The organism is Paracoccus broussonetiae (assembly GCF_031854425.1).
In the GTDB taxonomy this organism is placed as follows: Bacteria; Pseudomonadota; Alphaproteobacteria; order Rhodobacterales; family Rhodobacteraceae; genus Paracoccus; species Paracoccus broussonetiae.
On sequence record NZ_JAVRQI010000007.1, the window covers coordinates 192,478 to 209,387 of the forward strand.

The 16,910-nt window shown below is 64.2% G+C and carries 13 protein-coding genes; 5 read left to right on the top strand and 8 right to left on the bottom strand.

Features of this window, described 5'->3' with window-relative positions; all coding sequences use genetic code 11:
* Positions 1-8 precede the first annotated feature (8 nt).
* Positions 9-368: a DUF1622 domain-containing protein gene (locus RM190_RS10890; RefSeq protein ID WP_311759463.1), complete on the top strand. Its 360-nt coding sequence runs from the start codon at positions 9-11 to the stop codon at positions 366-368.
* Here the strand turns inward: RM190_RS10890 and RM190_RS10895 are convergent.
* From RM190_RS10895 to RM190_RS10920, 6 genes are all read right to left on the bottom strand, one after another.
* Entirely contained in the window at positions 359-3,478 is a 3,120-nt protein-coding gene (locus tag RM190_RS10895; RefSeq protein ID WP_311759464.1) for an efflux RND transporter permease subunit, read from the bottom strand. The genes RM190_RS10890 and RM190_RS10895 overlap by 10 nt on opposite strands.
* A complete protein-coding gene (locus tag RM190_RS10900; protein WP_311759465.1) occupies positions 3,475-4,611 on the bottom strand; it encodes an efflux RND transporter periplasmic adaptor subunit in 1,137 nt (378 codons plus the stop codon). The genes RM190_RS10895 and RM190_RS10900 overlap by 4 nt, the downstream gene beginning before the upstream one ends.
* A gap of 214 nt (positions 4,612-4,825) precedes the next feature.
* Positions 4,826-7,270 carry an AMP-binding protein gene (locus RM190_RS10905; RefSeq protein ID WP_311759466.1) on the bottom strand — a complete coding sequence of 815 codons (2,445 nt, stop codon included), beginning with the start codon at positions 7,268-7,270 and terminating at the stop codon, positions 4,826-4,828.
* Between the two features lie 396 nt (positions 7,271-7,666).
* Positions 7,667-8,491, bottom strand: coding sequence for an SDR family oxidoreductase (locus tag RM190_RS10910; RefSeq protein WP_311759467.1), 825 nt, complete (start codon positions 8,489-8,491; stop codon positions 7,667-7,669).
* 24 nt (positions 8,492-8,515) lie between these two features.
* Positions 8,516-9,538, bottom strand: a complete 1,023-nt coding sequence (locus RM190_RS10915) for a zinc-dependent alcohol dehydrogenase family protein (protein WP_311759468.1) — start codon at positions 9,536-9,538, stop codon at positions 8,516-8,518.
* Between the two features lie 21 nt (positions 9,539-9,559).
* Positions 9,560-9,955, bottom strand: coding sequence for a (R)-mandelonitrile lyase (locus RM190_RS10920; protein WP_311759469.1), 396 nt, complete (start codon positions 9,953-9,955; stop codon positions 9,560-9,562).
* A gap of 190 nt (positions 9,956-10,145) precedes the next feature.
* On the opposite strand from RM190_RS10920, the gene RM190_RS10925 reads away from it, so the two are divergent.
* Complete coding sequence (locus RM190_RS10925) at positions 10,146-11,039, top strand: LysR family transcriptional regulator (protein WP_311759470.1); 894 nt, start codon at positions 10,146-10,148, stop codon at positions 11,037-11,039.
* A gap of 165 nt (positions 11,040-11,204) precedes the next feature.
* On the opposite strand, the gene RM190_RS10930 is transcribed toward RM190_RS10925, so the two are convergent.
* A complete protein-coding gene (locus RM190_RS10930) occupies positions 11,205-12,542 on the bottom strand; it encodes a HipA domain-containing protein (protein WP_311759471.1) in 1,338 nt (445 codons plus the stop codon).
* The gene (locus RM190_RS10935; protein ID WP_311759472.1) at positions 12,539-12,799 is read right to left on the bottom strand and encodes a helix-turn-helix domain-containing protein; all 261 of its coding nucleotides are present in this window, start codon (positions 12,797-12,799) and stop codon (positions 12,539-12,541) included. Before RM190_RS10935 ends, RM190_RS10930 begins: the two co-directional genes overlap by 4 nt.
* 244 nt (positions 12,800-13,043) lie before the next feature.
* Here RM190_RS10935 and repA point away from each other — a divergent pair, with 244 nt between their 5' ends.
* The 3 genes from repA to repC all read left to right on the top strand — a co-directional run bounded on the left by repA (position 13,044) and on the right by repC (position 16,442).
* Entirely contained in the window at positions 13,044-14,231 is a 1,188-nt protein-coding gene (gene repA, locus RM190_RS10940; RefSeq protein WP_311759473.1) for a plasmid partitioning protein RepA, read from the top strand.
* Positions 14,228-15,175: a plasmid partitioning protein RepB gene (gene repB / locus RM190_RS10945; protein ID WP_311759474.1), complete on the top strand. Its 948-nt coding sequence runs from the start codon at positions 14,228-14,230 to the stop codon at positions 15,173-15,175. The genes repA and repB overlap by 4 nt, the downstream gene beginning before the upstream one ends.
* A gap of 175 nt (positions 15,176-15,350) precedes the next feature.
* Positions 15,351-16,442 carry a plasmid replication protein RepC gene (gene repC / locus RM190_RS10950; RefSeq protein ID WP_311759475.1) on the top strand — a complete coding sequence of 364 codons (1,092 nt, stop codon included), beginning with the start codon at positions 15,351-15,353 and terminating at the stop codon, positions 16,440-16,442.
* Positions 16,443-16,910 lie beyond the last annotated feature (468 nt).

The following is a 16,910-nucleotide window of genomic DNA, read 5'->3' on the forward strand; positions in this document are numbered from 1 at the left end:
GGGAATACATGATCGAAGCCGCCGCCGACGTGATCGACGTCCTTGCCTTCCTGATCCTCGTCTGGGGGATCATCCTGTCCGTAATCATGTCGATGCGCACCTTTGCCGAGGCGCAGGGCCATTGGATGGACCGGCTGGTCGGCCCCACCCTCGTCAGGTTCCGCCTGACGCTGGGGCGGTGGATGCTGACCGGGCTGGAGGTGCTGATCATCTCGGACATCCTGCATTCGATCGTTCACCGGACGCTCAGCGAGGTCGGCATCCTGATGGTCATCGTCGTGATCCGGGTTGCCATGGCCTATTTCCTGGACATGGAGCTGTCCCGGATCGAACAGCAGATCAGCCACCGGGACCAGGATCACCCCTGATCGCCGCCCTGCCGCGCCCGCCGGGCCGCAGCCTCGCGCCGCCGCCCGTCCCAGGCCAGCAGCGTCGGCGTCAGGCACGAGGTGATGATCGTGCCGACGATCAGCCCGCCGACGATGGTTGTCGACAGCTGCACCCAGAACTGCCCCGAGGGCGCGCCGAAATACGCGTCGCGGTCGAAGAAATCGACGGTCAGCCCGATCGCCATAGGGATCAGCCCGGTGATCGTGGTAAAGGCCGTCAGCAGGATCGGACGCAGCCGTTCGCGCGCCGCGCGCAGGGCCGCGCTGTCGGGATCAAGCCCCTGGGCGCGCAATTCGTTATAGGCGTCGATCAGGATGATGTTGTTGTTCAGCACGACACCCGCCAGCGCCATGACCCCCATGCCGCCCATCACCATCGAGAACGGCGCCTGCGTGACGATCAGCATGATCAGCACGCCGGGGATCGAACAGACGATGGCCGACAGCACCAGAAAGCTTTGCAGGAAGCTGTTCAGTTGGGTCAGCATGACCATGAACATCAGGAAAAGTGCAGCGACGAAGGCCACCACAAGGAAGCGCAGGGTGTCCTGCTGATCCTCGATCTCGCCGCGGAAACGCCAGTCGACCGCGCCAAGACCGACCCCGTCCAGACGCTCTTGCAGGCGCTGAAGCTCTTCGGCCAGCCCGCGACCCGGCGCGAGCCCGGCCGAGATGTTCTGCACGATCCGGCCGCCCGAATATTTCACGATGGCCGGCGCCTCGGAGGGCACGATCGTGGCGAAATTCGAAACCGGGATCATGCCCATCGGGGTCAGGACGCGCAGCGCGCTGAGTTCGGTGAAATTGCGGTCCTGCAGGGGATAGCGCAGGACGATGTCGACCTCGTCATCGACATCGGGCGGCAGGTATGACCCAAGGATGACGCCATTCGTCATCAACCTGACCGCGTTGCCAAGCGTGGCCACATCCGCCCCGTAATGGGCGGCCCTGGCGCGGTCGATGACCAGCCGCGCCTCGACCCCCGGCACCGGGACGTCGCTGGATATATCGGTGAAGCCGCCCAGTTCCTCCATGAGGTGGGTGACGATGCTTGCGGCCGCGGGCAAGGCCGCAAGGTCGTCAGAGGACAGCTCAAGCTCGACCGGGCGCGAGGATACCGGACCCGTGCGCTGCTCCTGGATCTGCACGCCGACACCGGGGACCGACGCGGCCTTTGCCTCAAGCTCATTCAGGATTTCCCTTGCGGGCCTGCGGCTGCGCCAGTCCACCAGATCAAGCTGGATGGTGCCAATGACGTCGGGATCGACATTTGCGGCAAGCCGCCCCTCGACCGTGCCGATGGTGCGGGCATAGGACAGCTCGATCCCCTCGGTCCCGGCCACCGCGCGTTCGACCAGACGGACAAGGCGATCCGCCTCGAACACGGACAGGTTGCCATCCGCGCGGATCTGGATCTGGGCGCGCTCGGCCTCGATCGCGGGAAAGAACTCGACGCCGGGACCAAGCCGCCCATAGGCTAGGAAGGACGCCACCAGAACCGCGACGGTCAGCACCACGGTTCGCAAGGGATGGCGCAGGGTGCGCGACAGGATCGTGTCGTAAAAGGCGGGAACGCTGATTTCGGCCTGCGCGGATGCGGTGGCGCCGCCCTTGCCCCTGCCCTTGCCGGCGATCAGCCCGCCGATTACCGGGACAAAGACCAGCGCGACGACCAGCGACATGATCAGGGTGACAAGCACGGTCGCCGGCAGGAACATCATGAAGCGACCGGCGGTGCCGGGCCAGAACAGCAGCGGAAAGAACACGGCAAGCGAGGTGGCGATGGCCGCGATGACCGGCCAGGCCATGCGGGACGCGGCCTCGCGATAGGCGTCGGGTCCGGACATGCCCTGGGATTGCAGGCGCTCGGCCTTTTCGACGACCACCATCGTGCCGTCGACCAGCATCCCGATGACAAGGATCAGGCCGAACAGCACGATGATGTTCAGCGTGAAGCCCATCAGATAGATGACAAGGATCCCGCCGAAGAACGCGCTGGGGATCGATATGCCGATCATCAACGAAGGCTTCAGCCCCAAAATCAGGATGGTCGGCAGCATCACCATGATCACGGCAAGGATCACGCCGTTTTCAAGGTCGCCCAGCATGCTGGCGATGTCCTCGGCCTGGTTCTGCATGACATGGATTTGCAGGGCCAGCGGCATATGGGCCTTTTCCTCGGCCAGCACGGCCTGCACCGCGGCCACGGTTTCCAGGATATTGGCGTTCGTGCTGCGGGTGATGTCGATGGCGACGGTGGGCTCTCCCCCGATCCGGGCGAAGCTGGTCGGGTCGCGGAAGGTCTGGCGCACCTCGGCCACGTCCTGAATGCGGACCACCGTATCGGGGGTGACGACCACCGGCATGACCAGGACATCGGCCAGCGACCGCACCATGCCGGGAATCGAGGCCCCGATCCGGCCCGCGCCGGTATCGAAAGACCCGGCGGGAACAAGCTGGTTGTTGCTTTGCACGGCGCGGGCAAGGTCGGGGGCCGAGATGCCATAGGATTGCATGGCCAACGGATCGGCGTTGACCTCAAGCAGATCCTCGCGATCGCCGGAAAGCTGGGCTTCCAGAACCCCCGGAACGGATTCGATGCGCTGTGCCAGATCGCGGCCAAGCCGGATCAGGTCGCGTTCCGGGATGGGACCGGACAGGCCCACGGTCAGGATCGGGAAAAGCGACAGATCAATTTCGCTGACCACGGGCGCGTTGGCCCCGACGGGAAGATCCGGGACCGCACGGTCGACCTCGTCGCGTACATCGGTCAATGCCGTGGCCTGATCGTGCCCCGGCTCGAACTCCAGCCGCAGGTTGGCAAAGCCGTCGCCCGCCTGGCCGGTCAGCCTGCGCAGGCCCGAGATCGCCTGCAAGCGCCGCTCCAGCGGTTCGATCAGCAGCCGCGCGCTGTCCTCGGCAGAGATGCCGGGATAGGTCACGCTGACCGAAAAGAACGGGATCTCGATCGTCGGCGTCGATTCCTTCGGAATCGCTGCATAGGCGAAGATCCCGGCAAACAGCAGAAGAAAGAACAGCAGGACCGTCGTCCGCGCCCTGGCGAATGCCGCCGCGATCAGCGCATTCATGGGGCCTGCTCCTGCGGGCCTGCATCAACCTCGATGATGCCCGGCGCTTGCGGGGCTTCGGGCAGGCTGAATTCGGGCGGCGTCTCGCGGACCTCGACCTCTTCGCCTTCGGCGATGGCGCCGTGGCTGATCGTCACCAGATGCTCGCGCGCATCAAGGCCACCCACCCAGACTCCCGCCGCATCGGCCGCGACGAACCCGACCGGGTGGAACAGGATGCGGTTGTCGTCGCCCACCGCCAGCACGCCCGTCCGGCCATGCTGGTCAAGACGCACCAGCGAGGCCGAGATGTAATGCGCCGGAACGGTTTCAGCGATCAGCGTCACCTCGGCGCTGATGCCGGCGGGAATGGCGGCGTCGGGATTGGGAATCTCGATTTCGACCCGGAAGGTGCGGGTGGCCGCATCCGCGACCGGAGCGACGAAGCTGACCTTGCCCTGATGGACCTTGCCGCCGATGACCCCGACGCGGGCGGCCATTCCGGGGTGCACGTTCGCGATTTCGGACTGCTGGACCTGGACGATCGCCAGCAGTGGATCGTTGTTGACGATCTCCAGCACCTCGCCGCCGCGCGCGACAAAGCTGCCCGCCTCAACGATCAGGCGGCTGACCGTGCCGTCGAACGGCGCCTGCAAGGTCGTGTTCTCGATATCGATCTCGACCGCCTGCAGCGCGGCGCGCGCCGCCTCCAGCTCGGCCTGCCGGGCCTGCGCCTCAAGGTTGGATCGCACGCCGCGATTGGCAAGCTGCTCGGACGCCTCGGCATTGCGCTGGACCGAGGCCAGGTTGGCCTGGGCCTGGGCAATCCGCGCGGGGCGGTCATCCATGCTGAGCTGGCCAAGCGCGTCACCCGCATGGACCCTGGTTCCCTGCGCCACGATGTCCTGCAGCTGACCTTCGGTCCGCGCCCGCAGGATGACGCTGTTGCGCGGTTGCAGGGCCCCGTAAAGGAAAAGCGTCCTGTCAACGGATCGCGCCTCGCTCCAGCTTGCGGCGACGACCGGCACCCGGCTTTGCGGCGCGGCCATCTGCTCGGGGGTCCTGCCGATCATGCCACTGCCGATCCAAAGGACGATCAGAATGACGATTGCGGCAAAAACCAGAACTGCGGGGGTAAAGGCGCGACGCTGCATCCGTCCCTACTTTCTCAAAAAATCCAGAAAATGTCTGTGATCATTTGCCCTTTCCCGATTGTTGGCAGCTTGGAACAGGCCTCGCAACCTGAAACAATCGGAATTGGCCGGAAAGGTTGGGGCCGTGACTTTGACCTTATGCGCGCGAATGAAACCAGCGCCGCAAGCCGCCGCCAATTGCAGTGCCGGGGGCAATGCCCCCGGAATGGGTCGATCAGGCAGGCGACCTTGGCAGGGCGTTCGTCCGGCTGACGCCCCTGAGCCGGTCGATCGTGTTGACGAATTTCCGCGAGGACCAGGCATAAAGATGGCTGAGAACCACGCCCACGATCAGCGAGGAAATCAGCGCCAGCCAGGGTTTCTCCACGCCGAATATCTTTCGGACCACGGAAATCATCACGTAATGGGTCAGATAGATGAACAACGACGCCCCGGCGATTTCCGCCACCAGAACCTTGACCGGCGCGGGCACCACCAGGGACTGAACGAACAGCACCATGACGCAGCCCCCGGCAACGTAGAACCCGGCCGAGGTCATGCCCCATTTCATCAGGATCGCCACCGTCGCGACGACCATGGCAAACAGCCGGGTGCGCCCGTCCTTTGCGGTCGCCAGCACCACGCCCAGGGCAAAGATCCAGGCATAATTCCAGGGCGAGCGGTGATAATTGTAGTCACCGTTCCAGAAGAACTCGATGACCTGATCCAGCGCCGCGGCCGTCAGAAGCAGGCCGATCGCGCTGAGCATGGGCCGGAGCCTGAACATTTCCCGCACTTTCGCGATCGAGAACAGGATCGCCATGATGACCAGGATCTGGACGTAGAACTCGACGAAATACAGCAGGAAACCCTTGAGCTGATGCGGATCGAGATAGTTCGAGATCAGAAGCAGGGGCAAGATCTCGAACCGGTGCGTCGCCACCTGCAGGAAGGCGACCATCAGCACGGTCGGGATCGCCACATATCTGATGGTTCCGCGCAGGGTCTTGACGCTGCCGCTGCGAATGATCTCGGGCAATTGGAAGCGCGCGACCGAATACCCGGCCAGCAGGACCAGGAAATAGGCCGCGCCCCAGTTCTTGCTGTAGACAAAGGCATTGGTGTGCAGGGCGACGATGCAGACGATGAAAAAGGCCCGCGTCAGGGTCGCCGATTCAAGACGACGCCAGGCCGTTTTTTGCGCCTGCCCCAGCCCTTGCTGCAATTGCGACACGCTGAGCTTGGCCCAGTCATCCGGCAAGGGGCCGAAGCGCTGCTCGAAGCTCAGCGAAAACTGGATGTAAAGAAGCGAATCCCCGCCCAGGGATTCGAAAGAATCCTCGGGCGTGATGGTCTGGCCGACGAATTCGCGCCGGAACAGGGACAGCACGTCCCGGATCTCGGTCGCCTTTGCCGGAGTCCGGTCAGGTGCGGCAGGCTGCTGCGACAGGAACTGGTCGGCCAGCACGCGCCTTTGCACCTTGCCGGTGCCCGTGACGGGAATGGCGCCGACGGCCGTGACATGCAGGGCGCTGCCCGCGGCCACGCCCATGCCGTGCAGGGCGGCGATAGCGCGGTCCCGGACCGGCGCGACCTGGGCGGCATCGCCCCGGACCGCGACCAGAATGCCGTCGCCGCGCTGCGCATCGGGAACCTTCGCGACCGCAATCTGCGTTCCCGGTTCTAGCCCCGTGCGGATCTGTTCCTCAAGCTGGTCGGGAGAGATCTTCACGCCGCCGCAATTGATCAGGTCATCGGCGCGGCCATCGAAAAACAGGTGGCCGTCCCGTATGTGCCCAAGGTCGTTCGTCTGCAACCATCCCTGGGCGTCCTGCAGGTCGTGCAGGCCGTCAGCATCGATACGTGATTTCGCGACATGGGGCCCGCGGATCCGGATCCGACCGTCGGGACCAAGCCCGATTTCGCTGCGACCCACCGGTTGTCCGACCGAGGTCAGCAGATCCTCGGGCGCGTCCGAGACCTGCAGGAAGGTGCTGCGCGATGCCTCTGTCAGCCCATAGTGCTGCACGATGCGGGCATTGGGGAACATCTGACGGATGCGCCGCTTTTCATCCGCGGTCATGTGCTGAGAGCCTATTTCCATCCAGCGCAGCTGCCCGCCTTCGGCCCCGATCAGGCCGGGCGCGTCCAGCAGGATGCGCAGAAGCGTCGGTACGGCGGACAGCGCATTGACCTGACCCGCGGCCAGCATCCGCGAAAGCTCCAGCGGGTCGAAGCCGCGCGTGGGCATATAGGTCTGCCCGCCCACCGCACTGACCGCGCGATAGCGGGCCATGCCGAAGCTGAAGGTCGCCGGAACCCCGACATATTCCCGGATCTCGGCCGTCATCTGCATTTCATCGATGATCCGCGACGCGGCATCCGCCAGGTTCGCATAGGTCAGCAGGATGCCCTTGGGCTTGCCCTCGGTCCCCGAGGTATAGCTGACCTGCGCGGGCAGATCGTCATGGATCAGGGAATGGCGGGCGGTATACCAGCCCGACCGATCTTCCGGGTTGATGCAGCGATCGATGTCGATGCCGGCAAGCGTCGCGGCCTCGGCCTCGTCCGTCACCATGACCAGCGGGCGACGGGCTTCGTTCAGGACGAACATCGTCTCGATAAAGGCGAGCGAGTTCTTGCGGACCACCGCGGTCGCGTCGAGCGTCTTGAAACTCATGGGACTAAGTAAATCCATCACTTGGTAACACCGCATTCAGTAATATGAGCCCCAATTCAGCCCACCACGTCCCGCACAGGGAATCACCCAAACATTCGATTTGGAACTTTCGACCCCCTCTTTTATTCCACAAGAAGGGGTTGGATCAATTTCCATGCGCAATGCCTCCTGTTGCAGAAAAGTCGCTTCTGCCCTTGCGTGGGACGTGTTGATGTTTTTAAGGCGCGACAGGAAAACCGCCCGGCGAAAGCCGAGCGGCCAATACTCCCGCAGGTATATCGGGTGGAGCCGCCGCGTTCATTCGCGAAGCGAATTCGCGAAAGCCCGCGCGGAAACATAAGCGGTGCCGGCGACAGGGCTTTTCAGAAAACTGCGATCCCCCGCGCTGTCGGCCGTTCAGGTTCCTTGCGCGTCGGGGCCATGAAAGAAATTGGCCGTCGCCCCGCCGTCGATCAGGAAATCGCTGCCGGTGATATAGCCGCCCTCTGGGCCTGCGATCAGTGCGGCAAGCGCCGCGATCTCGTCCGGGGTTCCGGCGCGCCCGGCCGGGCTCCGGGCCAGCATGTCGCGGTAAAAGGCGGCGCGCTCTCCGTTCAGCTCGTCCCAGGCCAGCGGGGTGATGACGATGCCGGGACTGATCGCGTTCACGCGTGCGCCCCGCCTGCCCCAGCGCGGCGCCTGACCCCGCACGCGCAGGGAATTGCAGCGCTTCGAGATCTGATAGGCCAGCAGCGTGTCGTCGATTTCCCTGACGAAAGGCAGATCCAGCAGCTCCTCGGCCGGGGCGGTGGCAAGCTGGCGGTCCTGTCCGGGCGTCAGCGCGGGTAGGCGGTGGCCGGATTGCGACGAGATCACGATGGCCGAGCCGCCGCTGGCGATCACCTCGCCGAATTCCTCAAGCAGCATGGCCGTTCCATACAGATCGACCTTCAGGATCGTCGCCACAGGGGCCTGGCTGGGCGAGACGCCCGCCGCCTGCACCAGCAGCTTCACGTCCCCAAGCCCGGTCACGGTCCGGATCAGCGCCCGGACCGAGTCCCGGTCCGAGACGTCGACCGTCGTGGCCGTGGTGGTGAAGCCCGCCAGTTCCAGCACCCTTGCGGCCTGTTCGGCATTGTCCCGCTTCAGGTCCGCCAGCACGACATGGCGGCCGCTGCTGACGCGCCGGGCAATGGCCTGCCCGATCGCGCCCGCACCGACGACAACCGTGACATCCGTCATGCCGTGCCCCGGTTCTTCACAGGATCACGCATCGACGCGCAGCATGGTCTTGATGGCGCGGCGTTCATCCATGGCCTTGTAGCCTTCGGCGACCTGCTCGATGGGCAGGACCAGATCGAAGACCCGGCCGGGCTGGATCCTGCCCTGCAGGACGCGATCCATCAGGTCGGGCAGGAAGCGGCGCACCGGGGCCGGCCCGCCCAGCATCCGCTGCTGGTTGAAGAACAGCTTCTGCCCGTCCAGATTGACGCCATGCGGGACGCCGACATAGCCGATGGTGCCGCCGGGACGGCAGATGCCCATGGCCTGCTGCATCGACTGTTCCATGCCGACGCATTCCAGCACCGATTCCGCGCCGATCCCGTTCGTCATGTCCATGATGCGGGCGATACCGTCCTCGCCCCGCTCCTCGACGATCTCGGTCGCGCCGAAGTCGCGGGCCAGCTTCTGGCGGTCGGGGTGGCGGCTCATGGCGATGATGCGGGCCGCGCCCATCTGCGATGCGGCCAGGACGCCCATCAGTCCGACCGCGCCATCCCCCACCACGACGACGGTGCCCCCTTCGCGGACGCCCGCGGCATCTGCGGCATACCAGCCGGTGCCCAGCACGTCCGAGACCGCCAGCATATGCGGGATCATGTCCGCATCCGGCATCTCGGCCGTGGCGACCAGGGTGCCGTCGGCCAGCGGCACGCGGGCATAGGGCGCCTGCGCGCCGGACATGAATTCCCGCTGCTGGCACGAGGACTGGAACCCGAACTGGCAATGCGGGCAGGTATTGTCGGACAGGCAGAACGAGCCGACGACGAACTGCCCGGGTCGGATCGTACGGACATCCGCGCCGACCTCGACCACGGTGCCGCAATATTCATGGCCCATATGCGCCGGGCCATTCTGCGGCTGAAGCCCGCGATAGGGCCACAGGTCAGACCCGCAGATGCAGGTCGCCGACAGCTTGATGATCGCGTCGGTCGGCTTCAGGATCGAGGGGTCCTCGACCCGCTCATAGCGGACGTCGCCGGGGCCGTGCATGACGGTTGCGTACATGATCTGTCCTTTCGTGAGGGTTCAGGCGCGGTAATCCGCATCGGTGACGTGATCCATCCAGGTGACGACCTGGCCGTCCTTGACCTCCTGGATCGCGACATGGCTCATGCCGGCATCGGGTGCGGCGCCGTGCCAGTGACGTTCATCCGGGGCGAACCAGACGACGTCGCCCTGACGGATCTCTTCGATCGGGCCGCCCTCGCGCTGAACAAGGCCGCGCCCGAAGGTCACGATCAGCGTCTGGCCCAGCGGATGCGTGTGCCATGCAGTGCGCGCGCCCGGATCAAAGGTCACATGCGCGCCCTGCACCCGGTCGGGCGCTGCGGGGTTGAACAGCGGGTCGATGCGGACCTTTCCGGTGAACCAGTCAGCCGGTCCCGCGCCCGATGGCCTGCTGCCCGCACGAAAGATTTCCATGATGCTCTCCTGTGATGGTCGTTGCCGGATGGTCGCCGCGATGATCGGGCGCTACCGCTGGGGGCGCGCGGGAAACCTTGCGCCGAAACCCGGTCATCGTCTGCGCCATTCGCTTGCCGCGCAATATAGGTGGTGCCGCGACGGGGATTAAATGCTAGATCCGCAACACACTCATATCTGGATAATATGAATGCGACGCGACGAGATGAGCGACCTGATGGCTTTCCTTGCCGTTGCCGAAGAGCGCAGCTTCACCCGCGCCGCGGCCCGGCTGGGCACCTCGCAAAGCGCGGTCAGCGCCGTGGTGCGCCGGCTGGAGGAACGGCTGGACGTGCGGCTTTTGACCCGGACGACGCGCGCCGTCTCGCCGACCGAGGCGGGCATCCGGCTGGTCGACACGCTGCGCCCCGCCTTCGACGGGATCGAGGCGCAGTTGGCGGCGCTGGACGACATGCGCAGCACGCCATCGGGGACGATCCGCATCACCGCCAGCCGGGCCCCGGCACGCCAGATCGTGATGCCGGTCGTCAGCCGCCTGATGGCCGCCCATCCCGATGTCCGAATCGAGATCGCCGTGGATTCCCGCTTCGTCGACATCGCCAAGGAAGGCTTCGACGCCGGTATCCGGCTGGGCGAAAGTCTGGACCGGGACATGATCGGAGTGCGGATATCGCAGGACATGCAGATGGTGGTTGCCGGATCGCCGGATTATTTCCGCACCCACCCGATCCCCGACACGCCGCAGGATCTGGCCGGGCACAGCTGTATCAACCTGCGCCTGCCGACGCTGGGCGGGCTTTACGCGTGGGAGTTCGAAAAGGACGGCCGCCCGTTGAACGTGCGGGTGGACGGGCAATTCACCAGCAGCGATCCCGATCTGGTGGTTCAGGCAGCACTGGCCGGGTGCGGGCTGGCCTGCCTGCCCTCGGATCACCTTGACCCGCATGTCCGTGCGGGAAGGTTGGTGCGCGTGCTGGCGGACTGGTGTCCGCCCTTTGCCGGCTACTATCTTTACTATCCCAGCCGCCGGCAGGTCACCTCGGCCTTTCGCCTGCTGATCGACGCCCTGCGGTGGCGGGATTAGGGGGCGCCCCTTTCAAGTTGCTCATGCGGGATAGTGTGAAGCGAGCGCCGCCGATTTGCCCCGCTTGTCAGCGTCGAAGCCCTTATCTGTCCGCACCAGTCGTCGGCGCTGCTTCGATATATCCGCAATACACATGTGTTTTGCGGATCACTTGCGTTACCGGTTTCAGCCCGGGCCCAATCGTCCGGAGATGCGCAGGGCGTTGCCTTCAATCAGGTCGCGGACATGCTCGACCATCGGGCGGCTGGCAGCTGGGTTTTCGCTGACGGCGCGGGCGACTGGATGGCCGTGGTGGACGATGCCGTCGACCAGTTCCTGCACGCGAAGACGCAGTTGGCGAGGATTGAATCCCGCGCTTTCGGCGATGGCATCCCAGTGGCGGCGCGCGATATCGCCCGGCTTGCGCTTGCGCCCCGCAAGGTTCTGGGCGTGATACTGGTTGACGTGATCCCAGCCCAGCACGGTCGAGACGTCGTAAAGCGGCGCCAGCCTCGGCGTGCCGTCCAGCAGCAGCGAATAATTCTTGGCATGGGCGTCGGTATTGGCGACCAGGATGTTGAAGATCACCTGATCCAGCAGGCGTGCCCGCCCTGCCCCGCCCAGCCCTGCATCCGCGCCGAATGCCGCGCGCCAATCCGGGCCGCCGGTGGTCAGCAGATCGGACAGCGACGGACCGGGCAGCGTGCCGCGTTCGTATTTGCGTTCCGGGGGGATGGCGCGGACCTGGGCCAGATCCTCTTGATGCAGGCGGCGGATGGTGCCGTCGGCGCGCAGCGCGCGATCATAGCGCGCCACGATCAGGGCGGTTCGCCCACCCGCACGTGCGATCGAGGCCGGAGCGGCGGGAATGCCGATGGCCTGGGCAAGCGCAAGGCAATAAGCCTCATTCTCGACAATTCCCGGAAGGTTGGGGTTGTCGGGCTTGATGATGACGGTCGAGGGCGCGCCATCGCGCGGAATGACCAACTGGTCGCCGGATTCCGGCAGGCCCAGTCTGGGGCGTCCGTCCCCGTCCAGCACCGCCAGCGCGGATTTCTGCTGTCCGCCGGCCAGGGACAGGCGGACGCCGTCCTCTCCGATCAAGAAGGGGCGTTGGCGCAGGTCCTCGAAATGGCGGGCCAGGGCCTGTTCGGGATCGTCGCTGCGATAATGCCGGGTCAGCGGCAGCCAATCCCAGGCCGCGCGCAGCGACGGCGCGCCAAAGGACAATGCCCCGGCCGTGTCCCCGCCGATCTCGCGCAGGATCGCGACGGTATCGCCCTGCGCGACGCCCAGCCGGCGGGCCAGCGTGGCAAGCTGCCCCTCTTCTGGCAGCAGGTTCGCGATCCAGGGATGGACGCGTTCGGGCGCGTGGTCACGGCGCGACAGGGGCATCGTCAGCGACAGGGGAAAGGCCCCCCTTGCCGCCTGCCAGCGGGGATCATAGGCAAAGGAGACCGCCCCCTGCCCGTCCACGACCAGATCACCCACCTGGAATCGATCATAGAAGACCGGGATCTTCACAGCGCGTCGTCCAGGTCATAGCCTTCGCCGCTGTCCGGCCGGGCCGGCAGTGCGGTGATCGCGGCCGAATCGATACCCAGGGCGTCGAAGACCCGCTGATACGAGGAAAGCCGCGTGTCCCGGGTCGAGTTTTCCAGATCGGACAGCGTCGCCAGCGCCACCCCGCTGAGACGCGACAGGTCGACCAGTCTCAATCCCTGCGCCCGGCGCGTGTCGCGGATCAGCCCACCCAGTCTTTGTGCAAGCGTGTTTGTCATCGCGTCCGTTTCCAACATATTGGATAATGTGGCGCTTCTTTGGCGTGAAATCAAGTCACTTTCCAATATATTGGAAATTCGTGAAAGCTGAAGGCCAACGCATGGTCGATTACAACATATTGGAAAACAGGCTCGCCACGATCAGGATCAAAGCGAAAAAAGCTTGCGAGTCGAATGACCTTGGGCAATATTCACGAAAATTACCATCCAAACGACAAAAAGCGTGAACACGCGGAGCGGGCAGATGACGACAGACCTATTCGCCGAGGACCTCAACTCGGTCATCAGGCAGCATTCCGAGACCCTTGCCAAGCAGCTTTATGCGCAGCGCGAATCGCTGTTCCCTCCGGATGCGAAAAAGCAGATGCGCAAGTTCACCTCGGGCGAGGCTGCGGCGCTGCTGGGTGTAAATGACAGCTATCTGCGCAAGCTGCATCTGGACGGCAAAGGGCCGTCACCCGAAACCACCGCGGGAAACCGACGGCTGTATTCGGCCCGGGATCTGCAGGATCTTCGGCAATTGCTTGAAAAGACGGCCAGAAAGCCGGGCGATTACCTGCCGGGACGGCGCGAAGGCGACCATTTGCAGATCATCGGCGTGATGAATTTCAAGGGCGGTTCGGGCAAGACCACGACCTCGGCCCACCTGGCGCAGCGACTGGCCCTGACCGGGTATCGGGTGCTCGCCATCGACCTGGATCCGCAGGCGTCGATGACGGCGCTGCATGGGGTCCAGCCGGAATTCGACCTGCCCGAAGGCGGGACGCTTTACGACGCGATCCGCTATGAATCCCCTGCCCCGATCCAGTCTGTGATCCGCCGGACCTATATCCCGAATCTGGACCTGATTCCCGGCAACCTGGAGCTGATGGAGTTCGAGCATGAAACTCCCCGCGCACTGGCGCAGGGCAATGCCGGACTGTTCTTTTTCCGCGTACGCGATGCCTTGGCGCAGGTCGACGCGGATTACGACGTGGTGGTCATCGACTGCCCGCCGCAACTGGGCTTTCTGACCATGTCGGCACTGTCGGCCGCAACGGGCGTGCTGGTCACCATCCATCCCGAGATGCTGGACGTCATGTCGATGAGCCAGTTCCTGCGGATGACCGCCGACCTGATGGACGTGATCGCCGATAGCGGCGCGGACATGTCCCATGACTGGATGCGCTATCTTCTGACGCGCTATGAGCCCTCGGACGCGCCGCAGAACCGTATCGTCGCCTTCCTGCGCACGATGTATGGCGACAACGTGCTGAACGCGCCGATGCTGAAATCCACCGCGATTTCCGATGCGGGCCTGACCAAGCAGACGCTTTACGAGGTGGATCGCAGCGCCTTTACCCGTTCGACCTATGACCGGGCGGTGGAAAGCCTGAATGCCGTCAATGACGAGATTTCGGCCCTGATTCAAAAGACCTGGAGGCGCGGATGAGCGACGGCAAGAAACGCCGCATGTCGATGCTGGACAGCATGGCGGGCGCGGCCCCGGCAGCACCGATGATGGCGAACCGGGCGCTTCGTTCGGCCCGCGATGCCGTTGATACGCACCGGATCTGGGATCTGGACCCCGAGTCGATCACCGACGATCGCAGCGCCGACCGGCTGGATCCTGAGGATGTGGCCGATCTGCGCAGCTCGATCGAGGCGGTGGGCCAGACGGTGCCGATTCTGGTCCGGCGCGACCCGATGCGGCCCGATCGCTATCTGCTGGTCTATGGCCGCAGGCGGCTTGAGGCGGTGCGCGGTTCGCAACATGTCGGCAAGGTCCGCGCAATGATCGCCGCGATGGACGACCGCGCGGCCGTGATGGCGCAAGCCTCTGAAAACACGGGCCGACGTGACCTGAGCTTCATCGAGAAGGCGCTGTTCGCGCAAGAGCTTCTGGATACCGATTTCGGCACCCAGGCCGAGGTGGCCGAGGTTCTGAACCTGACCAAATCCGCGATTTCGATGGCCCTGTCCGTGTCCCGAGGGGTCGGGCGTGATCTCGCCTCGGCCATCGGCCCGGCGCATGGGATCGGCCGTCCGCGCTGGGAAGCGCTGGCCAAGGACCTGCAGACCGACGCCCTGCCCGTCCCCGAACTGATCGAACTGGCGATGCAGGTGCGCGCACATGCGGCACCCGATGTTGCCGATCCCTCGGTTGCGGCGTTCGATGCCGTAAGCCTTCGTTTACGCAAGGCGTTGATGGTGCCCACGCAGCGTCGCGATGCGCGAAAGCTGCCGCTGGGCAAGGACGCTGCGCTGCGGCTGACACGGACAAAGGACGGCCTGCGGATCGATCTGCAGACCAAGGATCAGGAATTGGCGGATTGGCTGCTGGAACATGCCGGCCCCGCCCTTGAGGAGCTTCACGCCCACTACAAGAGGCGCTGAGGAGAGGCAGTAGAAACTTACGAGGAGGCACGGACTAGCCAAAGAAAAGGTCCCGCGAAGCATACACCCCACGAGACCCCTTTGATCTTAGCACATCCAAGGTAGTCGGTTGGTGCGACATCTGCAAGTCCATCGTGATTCGCAGGACAGGATTTCTTTGTCTTCGTGATAAAAAATGCTTTACCAGCCGATCACGTCATTCCGGCGTGCGATGGATGCTGCCCCGGTGCAGCCCCGATCCTCGCGCGCTTTGCCCGCATTTGCCGTCGACAAATGGGATGCGCTGCGCGAGCTTGCGGTGGCCCGCAAGCATTTCGGCCTGTCCGACCGCGACCTGACCGTCTTGCAGGCGCTGCTGAGCTTTCACCCCGGCACCAAGCTGGAAGATCCGGCCCGAATGGTCGTCTTTCCGTCAAACGCCACGCTTTGCGAGCGGCTGAACGGAATGCCGTGTTCGACGATGCGCAGGCACCTTGCCCGGCTGGTTGATACCGGCCTGATCACGCGCCGCGACAGCCCGAACGGTAAGCGTTATCGCCGTCGTGAAGGCCCGGCCTTCGGCTTTGACCTGACCCCCCTTGCCTGCCGTTTCGGCGCGATCCAGAGCGCCGCAAATGCCTTGCGCGAAGAACAACATCGCATCCGGACCCTGCGCGAGCAAATCATCCTGATCCGGCGCGATCTGCTTGGGCTTCTGCAGGTTGCCCCCGATGACTCGCTGAACGCACTGGCCGAGAATGCGGCCAAGGCCCTGCGTCGCAAGCTGACGCTGGAACAGCTGGAATCCCTGCAAGCAATGCTGAACTCGGTGGTAGAAAAACTGACGGAAAGCGCCCCTTCAGCAGACGATCTGGGCAGCAGCGACAGCCAAAATGAGCACCACCAATACAATAAAAATAAATATATTCCTGATTCTGATTCTTGCCATGAACAGGCAGATGAGAAACCTGACCTGGAATTTCAGGAAGTGATCGCGAGCTGCAACCAGATCCAGGAACTGGCCTCCGAGCCGATCCGGGACTGGCTGTCACTGGTCCGGGTGGCCGAGGAAGTCCGACCAATGATGGGAATATGTGCCTCTGCCTGGCAACAGGCGGTGGACAGCATGGGGAAAATTGCATCAGCTGTCGCGCTGGCCGCGATGCTGCAGCGGTTTGACCAGATCCGTGCACCGGGCGCCTATCTGAGGGATCTATCAGCCAAGGCTCTCAGACGCGAATTTTTCCCCGTTGCCATGGTCCGGTCCTTGCAAGGTTCACAGCTGTGAACTTCTGGGAAGCGACTGCTGCGTCCATAAACCCCGACAACTCAGAAGTTCGCCGTTTCCTCATACGTCGTGTTCGAAGCGGGAAGGGCGATGGGGCTGGGGATGGGATGCGCGGCGATTTCATGGCCAATGTCCGTCCCGGTGACCGCAATGTCCGGTTCACCCCGTGATCCGCTTCGAGCATCGGCTTAAATAACGATGAGAGACACCAACCCGATAGACCCCATCGCGAATCCGGCGGGACTGTCTAGGCGGGAACTCCCCGAGAACCTGCAAGGGCATTGTGAAGGGGGATGGCCCCTTCGTTGTCTGACCAAAACTCCGGCGACCGGGAGGATTGTTCTTGCTTCCATAGGCACGCAATCCCAGACAGGGGAACGGTCAAGGGTCCAGACGGGAACGTCTCAGCCAGGGCGAAGGCGTTCGGGGATAGCCAAGAAGACTGCCAGCGGCCTCCATTGCGCGCTG

What these genes read in the sequence shown, in the direction of transcription:
- RM190_RS10900 (WP_311759465.1), bottom strand. Translation starts at nt 4,611, where the DNA reads ATGCAGCGTCGCGCCTTTACCCCCGCAGTTCTGGTTTTTGCCGCAATC.
- RM190_RS10895 (WP_311759464.1), bottom strand. Translation starts at nt 3,478, where the DNA reads ATGAATGCGCTGATCGCGGCGGCATTCGCCAGGGCGCGGACGACGGTC.
- RM190_RS10915 (WP_311759468.1), bottom strand. Translation starts at nt 9,538, where the DNA reads ATGTACGCAACCGTCATGCACGGCCCCGGCGACGTCCGCTATGAGCGG.
- RM190_RS10920 (WP_311759469.1), bottom strand. Translation starts at nt 9,955, where the DNA reads ATGGAAATCTTTCGTGCGGGCAGCAGGCCATCGGGCGCGGGACCGGCT.
- repB (WP_311759474.1), top strand. Translation starts at nt 14,228, where the DNA reads ATGAGCGACGGCAAGAAACGCCGCATGTCGATGCTGGACAGCATGGCG.
- RM190_RS10905 (WP_311759466.1), bottom strand. Translation starts at nt 7,270, where the DNA reads ATGAGTTTCAAGACGCTCGACGCGACCGCGGTGGTCCGCAAGAACTCG.
- repA (WP_311759473.1), top strand. Translation starts at nt 13,044, where the DNA reads ATGACGACAGACCTATTCGCCGAGGACCTCAACTCGGTCATCAGGCAG.
- RM190_RS10935 (WP_311759472.1), bottom strand. Translation starts at nt 12,799, where the DNA reads ATGACAAACACGCTTGCACAAAGACTGGGTGGGCTGATCCGCGACACG.
- RM190_RS10890 (WP_311759463.1), top strand. Translation starts at nt 9, where the DNA reads ATGATCGAAGCCGCCGCCGACGTGATCGACGTCCTTGCCTTCCTGATC.
- RM190_RS10910 (WP_311759467.1), bottom strand. Translation starts at nt 8,491, where the DNA reads ATGACGGATGTCACGGTTGTCGTCGGTGCGGGCGCGATCGGGCAGGCC.
- RM190_RS10925 (WP_311759470.1), top strand. Translation starts at nt 10,146, where the DNA reads ATGCGACGCGACGAGATGAGCGACCTGATGGCTTTCCTTGCCGTTGCC.
- repC (WP_311759475.1), top strand. Translation starts at nt 15,351, where the DNA reads ATGCTTTACCAGCCGATCACGTCATTCCGGCGTGCGATGGATGCTGCC.